The organism is Atribacteraceae bacterium (genome assembly GCA_035477455.1).
In the GTDB taxonomy this organism is placed as follows: domain Bacteria; phylum Atribacterota; class Atribacteria; order Atribacterales; family Atribacteraceae; genus DATIKP01.
In genome coordinates this window covers 1-6455 of record DATIKP010000053.1, presented here as the reverse complement: position 1 = coordinate 6455, position 6455 = coordinate 1, and the positions used below count along the sequence as shown (strand labels likewise).

General features: G+C 55.4%; 5 protein-coding genes, 1 tRNA gene and 1 pseudogene. 3 read left to right on the top strand and 4 right to left on the bottom strand.

Translation table 11 applies throughout. From position 1 onward, the window contains the following. The first annotated feature begins 104 nt into the window (after nucleotides 1-104). Nucleotides 105-932 carry a polyamine aminopropyltransferase gene (gene speE, locus VLH40_02970; GenBank protein ID HSV30970.1) on the top strand — a complete coding sequence of 276 codons (828 nt, stop codon included), beginning with the start codon at nucleotides 105-107 and terminating at the stop codon, nucleotides 930-932. A 16-nt stretch (nucleotides 933-948) separates the two neighbouring features. Here speE and hisD read toward each other — a convergent pair whose 3' ends face one another. From hisD to hisZ, 3 genes are read right to left on the bottom strand one after another with little or no spacing between them, the layout of a single operon-like run. After that, nucleotides 949-2280 carry a histidinol dehydrogenase gene (gene hisD, locus VLH40_02965; protein HSV30969.1) on the bottom strand — a complete coding sequence of 444 codons (1332 nt, stop codon included), beginning with the start codon at nucleotides 2278-2280 and terminating at the stop codon, nucleotides 949-951. Further along, nucleotides 2273-2914: an ATP phosphoribosyltransferase gene (gene hisG / locus VLH40_02960; GenBank protein ID HSV30968.1), complete on the bottom strand. Its 642-nt coding sequence runs from the start codon at nucleotides 2912-2914 to the stop codon at nucleotides 2273-2275. The genes hisD and hisG overlap by 8 nt, the downstream gene beginning before the upstream one ends. Next, nucleotides 2907-4115: an ATP phosphoribosyltransferase regulatory subunit gene (hisZ, locus tag VLH40_02955; GenBank protein ID HSV30967.1), complete on the bottom strand. Its 1209-nt coding sequence runs from the start codon at nucleotides 4113-4115 to the stop codon at nucleotides 2907-2909. Before hisZ ends, hisG begins: the two co-directional genes overlap by 8 nt. A 684-nt stretch (nucleotides 4116-4799) precedes the next feature. Here hisZ and VLH40_02950 point away from each other — a divergent pair. Together VLH40_02950 and VLH40_02945 are read left to right on the top strand one after the other, a co-directional pair. Then, the gene (locus VLH40_02950; protein ID HSV30966.1) at nucleotides 4800-5822 is read left to right on the top strand and encodes a phosphoribosylaminoimidazolesuccinocarboxamide synthase; all 1023 of its coding nucleotides are present in this window, start codon (nucleotides 4800-4802) and stop codon (nucleotides 5820-5822) included. A gap of 24 nt (nucleotides 5823-5846) precedes the next feature. Continuing rightward, nucleotides 5847-5923, top strand: a tRNA-Arg gene (locus tag VLH40_02945). 124 nt (nucleotides 5924-6047) lie between these two features. Here VLH40_02945 and VLH40_02940 read toward each other — a convergent pair. Beyond that, nucleotides 6048-6276, bottom strand: a pseudogene (locus VLH40_02940) (IS256 family transposase). Between the last annotated feature and the right edge of the window lie 179 nt (nucleotides 6277-6455).

Below are 6455 nucleotides of genomic sequence, written 5' to 3'. Positions count from 1 at the left end.
CAGGCGAGATGCCGATGTTCAACACAGCATCCTCCTGATTGAAGAGATCTTCCAGCCCGGTGAAGTCAAGATCATAGAATTGGAGAGAGGAGTGAAGAAGGGCGATGGAACTGTGGTACACCCAGGATTACATCGAAAACTACCAAATGAGTCTCAAGGTCAGGGAAACCATCTATAGAGGACGGTCTCCCTACCAGGAAATCGCGGTTGTCAGGACGGAACTCTACGGTAACCTGCTCCTATTGGACGGCATAGCCCAGACATCGGAAAAGGACGAGTTCATGTATCACGAAATGCTGGTACACCCGGCCATGCTCACCCATCCGGACCCGCAGCGGGTCCTGGTCATCGGGGGAGGAGACGGGGGAGCTGCCCGGGAGGTTCTTCGCCATCCGGTACGCTCGGTAGTCATGGTGGAGATCGACGGTGAAGTGATCGAAGTCAGCCGGCGACACTTACCCGCCCTGGGGAACTGGGATGATGCCCGGTTAAAGGTCCTCGTCGAAGATGGAATCGCCTATATGACCAACGCCCGGGAGGAATTCGACTGCATCATTCTGGATTCGACCGACCCGCTCCCGCAGGGTCCGGCAGAAGGGCTTTTTACCCGGGAATTTTATCAAAACGCCTTCACTCGCCTCTCCCCGGAGGGGACCCTGGTCTCCCAGATCGAGCCGCCCTTTTTCCACCCGGACTCGGTATCTACCCTGTGGGACTACCTGTCTATGTTTCCCGTCGTAAAGCTCTTCTGGGGAATGGTGCCGATTTATCCGGGCGGGGTATGGACCTATATCATCGCCTCCAAGCGCAACGACCCGGAGAAGGTCAGTAGACCACTGCCCTTTCCCACCCGGTACTATACCCCGGATGTTCATCGGGGAGCTTTTGCCCTTCCCCGGTTTTTGGCCGACGCTTTTCAGCGCCGCGCGTAAAAACGGGGATGAGTTTCTAACTTTGTCCGGAGCGTTCCCGTACCCATTCGGGGAGCCGGCTCTTTCCCAGCCGGGCCAGGAGGGATTTTTCGTGGTAAATCAAGCCTTCCAGCCGGGCCAGGTGGGCAAGCTCTTCATAGCCCTCGGGGGGGGATTCATCAGGTTGGGACACAAATGACGAAGTGGTCACGAAGTGGCGGACCGACAGGGGGGATGAAAAACGGCTTCCACCGCTCGTGGGAATGACGTGGTTTGGCCCGAGGCCATAGTCTCCGGCGGCGACACACGATCCTGCTCCGATGAACCAGGCCCCGGCACGAATCAACCGGCTGGGGAGACCGGGGGTCTCAGAAAGCATGACTTCCAGGTGTTCCGGGGCGAGGACTTCGGCAAGAAAAATGGCCTGATCCCGGCTTTCGGTCTGCAGGAGATAGATGGGGACCTCCCGGACAAACGGCAGGGGTTGATTGGCCAGTTCCCGCTCAAGGGCCGTTTTGACCGAGAGCAGAAACCCTTCGTTTGGAGAAAACAGGATAGCCCGGGCCAGCGGATCGTGTTCGGCCTGCGCCAGGAGGTCCAGCGCCACCCAGGTGGGCGGGGCCGGAGGTTCAGCCAGGATTACCACTTCGGAGGGACCGGCCAGGCTGTCGATGCCCACGATTCCCTGCAGAAGTTTCTTGGCCACGGTCACATAGCGGTTACCCGGCCCGACGATCAGGTCAACGGCGGGGATCGTCTCCGTCCCGAAGCAGGCGGCAGCGACCGCCTGGGCTCCTCCGAGCCGATAGATTTCCTCAATCCCCAGTAGCGATGCGGCGGCGAGGATCTCCGGGGCGATATTTCCCAGGCGTCCGGGGGGGGTGAACAGCGCGATGCGCGGTACCCCGGCCAATTGGGCGGGGATTACGGTCATCAGGACCGATGAAGGGTAAGGATAGCGGCCGCCCGGCACATAAGCGGCGACACTGGCCACAGCTCGCCTGATTTCACCCATTTGGGTCCCGGAGCGTTCATACCACCAGGATTGTTCGCTCTGGCGGCTGTGAAAGTCCCGGATCTGGTCAATCGCCGTATTTAGGGTCAGGAGCACTTTTTCGGGAACCGCGCTACGGGCCCGGTCGATTTCCGCCGGGGCTACCCGGAATTCCCGGACGGTGACCTGGTCGTAACGCTGGGTCAACTCCTGACAGGCCCGATCACCGCCTTGGGCGACCTGGTCGATAATTTCCCGCACTGTTTGATCCAATTCCCGGCTTTCTTCATAGCGGAGTCGGCGATCGGGAACCAGGTTGGCGACCAGGTCGCCGGTTTCCAAAACCGGTTTCAATATGATCGGTACCTCAGGCATGCTCGATCACCTCGTTCAGTTGGTTGCAAAATTCAGCGATTTCCGTGTTGCGGGTCTTGATGCTTATCCGGTTGGCCACCAGCCGGGCGGAGATGAAACCGATTTCCTCGATGATCCGCAGGTGGTTTTCCCGTAAGGTTTTTCCAGTGGAAACGATATCCACGATGGCGTCGGCCAGCCCGATCGCCGGAGCCAGTTCGATCGAACCGTAAAGATATACCAGGTCGCCGGTGACTCCGTTTTCCGAGAGGTACCGTTGGGTGATCGACGGATACTTGGTGGCGATCCTAAGATGTTCGCGTTCGAACAGGGCCTTGCGGCTCAAGCCCTCCGGGCCGGCGATCACCATGGTGCAGCGCCCGATTCCCAGATCCATGAGTTCGTAAACCTCGTTTTCCCGTTCGAGGAGGATGTCTTTGCCCACGATTCCCAGGTCGGCGGCCCCAAACTCAACATAAATCGAACTGTCTTTGGGATGGGAAAACATGATCCTCCAGGGAAGATCGCTGGTTTCAACCACCAGCCGGCGGGAGGGTAAAACGTATTCAGCCGGCCAAGTCCGCAGGCGGGCCAAAAGAGACAGAGATTCCTCTTTCAGCCGGCCGGTCGGCACCGATACCGTCAGTTTACTCATCTTGGCCGCCTCCCTGCAGTATGCGGCATATCTGCTCCGGATCGCAGTCATACACCGGCAATTCGGCTTGATCGCGGGTGAAACGGAACTTCTGCGTCCTGCCGTCTTCTTCCGCAACCACTGGAATCCCTCGGGTGCGCAGTTCGCAGGCCAGGGTAAACGCCTCAGCGCACCGTCCGGGGGGGTGGTGAATGACTAGCGGTCCGTGAAAGGCAATGGGTAGGGACCCGGTTTTCTGGAATACCTCGACCAGTCGTTCGGTGAAAAAAACCAAACCGCAGGCCGGATAATTTTTTCCGAACAGACGGAAGAGTTCGTCATATCGGCCGCCCACCACCAGAGGATATCCGACATGGGGTGAAAATCCTTCGAAAATCAATCCGGTATAATAGTCGTAATCCCGGGTAAGCCCCAGATTGAGAAAGACCGAATCGTCTAGACGGAATTCGCGGAGCCGGGCATAGATCTTGCGAATATTGTCTTCCGCCTGCCTGAAATCATCGCTCCGGGGAAAGAGGTTCCGGTGCCGGTCGAGAATTTCTTCCCCGCCCCGCAGAAAGGGAAGTTCAACGAGCAGTCGGGCGGGAGCACGGTCTTTTCGCGCACCCGTTTCAATCCAGTACCTGATCGCCTGAAAATCTTTGCGGCGAACCGATTTGATCAACAACTCCCGACTTTCGGGATCGAGCTCCAAAGCTCCAATGATTCCGCGGATAAAACCGACGTGGCCGATATCCAATACACAGTCCTCTATGCCCACGTTTTTCAGGGCGGAAAGGGTCAGGGCAATCATCTCCGCATCGGCGAGAGATCCGGTGGTCCCGATGTGTTCGCAACCCACCTGGGTCAATTCCGTTTCCGAGCGGAAGGGAGAGGAGGGGAGGCGAAATATTTTTCCCGCATAATAGACCCGGGCCGGGATGAGTTTTTCCGCGAATTTCCGACTGTACATCCGGGCGATGGAGGTGGTGAACTCGGGGCGGAGGCACACCAGTTTTCCGCCTCGGGTGACGAATTGATAGACCTGTTTCATCTGTTCTTCTCCGAGGACCCGGTTGAACGTAGCGTGATATTCCAGGGTGGGGGTATCCGCTTCTTCGTAACCCCAGGTTTCGAACGTTTTGCTCAGTAGTTCCTCGATATGCCGTCTGATTTTCAGTTCCGGAGGATGAACGTCCTTCATTCCGAAAACGAGCTCCACTGGTCGACCTCCCGATCGAAAAGGTTGTTGATGTAATATACCATATTTCGAAACCGATCCTTTCACCTTCCCCGCTTCGGCAAAGGCCGTCGTCCGGCATATCATTATGAAACTGGAAAATGCATACCTGACGAAAGGGCCATTTCCGGCTATAATGTACTTGTTTGTGGCCTGGTTTGGTAAAATAGGCCACCAGTTTGGGCCCGACGGTCGCGAGCGGGTAATGAAAAGGGGGTAGAGGGATTTGAAAATTTCAATATTGATTTTGCTGCAAAAACTCATTTCAGCGAGGCCCCGTTGCCATCAGCCCCGCCTCATCTGGCATTTTCTGGCACGCCTCAATGACCACGTCCGGTTGCAGTGCTGCTGAAAAGGCCGTCCTTGGCCTTTTTGCTGCGAAAATGCGGTGATTTCAGCGGCTGATTTAGGCAGCTCAGGCCCAGGCTTCCTTCGTTCTTTTGCAGCAAAATTACTTATTGCAGTAGAATCAAAGAAAAGAGGATAAGAAAAAACAATCCCATTCGGTTACGGGGTAGATCGCCGAGAGAAGGAGAAAAGCAGGTTATAAACACCTACAGCCTGTATTTATAGAGAAGTTAACCAGTCGGCGCGGCCGACGGCATCAAACATGAAGATCGGAGGGGATGAAAGGCGTAATTTACAGAGGAGAGGAGGAGGTTATCTGTGGGCAGCGTGAAAGATCTGACCGTTCTGAAGTCTCCCCGGGAAACTATGCCCGGTGTAGGACTCTTCCATTTTTCCGACCGATATTCGGTCTTCGACTGGGGGGAGATGCCTGATCATATCCCCGGAAAAGGAGCCGCTCTATGTCTTATGGGAGCGTATTTTTTTGAAAAACTAACTCAGTTGGGCTTGCGAACCCACTATCTGGGCCTGGCTGAAGGGGGAGAGGTCAAACCGCTGTTCGAGCTCTCGGAACCCTCAACGCTCATGCGGGTATCTCTCGTTCGCGTCATCCATCCACCAGTTGATAAAGGAACTTACGATTACGGGGTGTACAGATGGAACGAGCGGGATTTCCTGATCCCTTATGAATTCATCTATCGGAATTCTCTGCCCGCCGGGTCCAGTTTTCGAAAACGCTGGGAGCGGGGTGAGCTGGCTTTGGCCGATTATGGATTGACCCGGCTCCCGAACCCGGAAGAGCGACTTTCGCAGTCGATACTCGATGTGTCCACCAAGCTTGAGGAACAGGACCGCTATCTGAGTTGGAAAGAGGTGGAGGAGATCGGCATTCTTACTCCCGCGGAGATCACAGCGGCCCGCGAAATACTGGGTGAAGTCAACAGGTTGATAACCCAGGAAACGTCACGATTGCACATTGCCAACGAAGATGGTAAGATCGAACTGGCTTTGGGACCGGAACGGGAACTGATCCTGGTTGACGTGTTGGGAACGCCCGATGAATGTCGGTTTACCTTCCAGGGTATCCATTTAAGTAAAGAGGCCACCCGTGAATATTACCGGAAGACACCATGGTTCCGGGCGGTACAAGAGGCCAAGACAAAAGTGTCTCTGGGTTGGAAAGGCCTGGTCAAGGAAAAGCCGGAACCGCTTCCGCCCCGCCTGCTTCAGGCCGTAAGCTGGGTGTACTGCCGTCTGGCCATGGACATCACCGGTCGTGAATGGTTTGCCGGGGTCCCCCCGCTCGAAAAAATTGTTGATGAATTATCCGATTTTCTATAGAATAAGACTGTGATCGAATTATGTGGGCCCGTAGCTCAAAAGGAAAGAGCAGCGGTTTCCTAAACCGCAGGCTGAAGGTTCGATTCCTTTCGGGCCCACCAGAAGAAACCAAGCCCCGCAAGGTTTTGCGGGGTTTTTACTTTTTTAAATTTCTCCTTTCAACTCAACTTTGCCACCCCTGCCCAGAGGAACCGTGAGCTAATGTCAAATGCTGGGTATGACCCATCAGGCGGCGTCCTCTTTTTGGCGTATTCCCTCAACGAATATAACTCCCTCCATAACTTCTGCCAACCTTGGAACTCCCTTCAGTCTTCTCCATCGTTTCCCGGCACTGAGAAAGAGCTTAAGGACCATGCTGAGGACGGTCACTCGTGACCCGCAGTTACGGGTCTTGTCGGTTTGCAGCCTGACGGTACTCATGAGTGGATTTTATCGGGTTGGTGGTGTACAGATGCCGAATTGCCTCATCTAAAATCTTGATGAACTCCTATCTGTTTTTTGCAAGAGGGAAATCCCCAAAGTTGCAAAAATATTTCCCCAGTGGGGGGTGGGGAATTTCTTCACCCTCCACTGCGCATGAGGGAGTCTCTCACCCGGTTGCTCGGGCCGGCGAATAGCAACAGGTAACTGTGA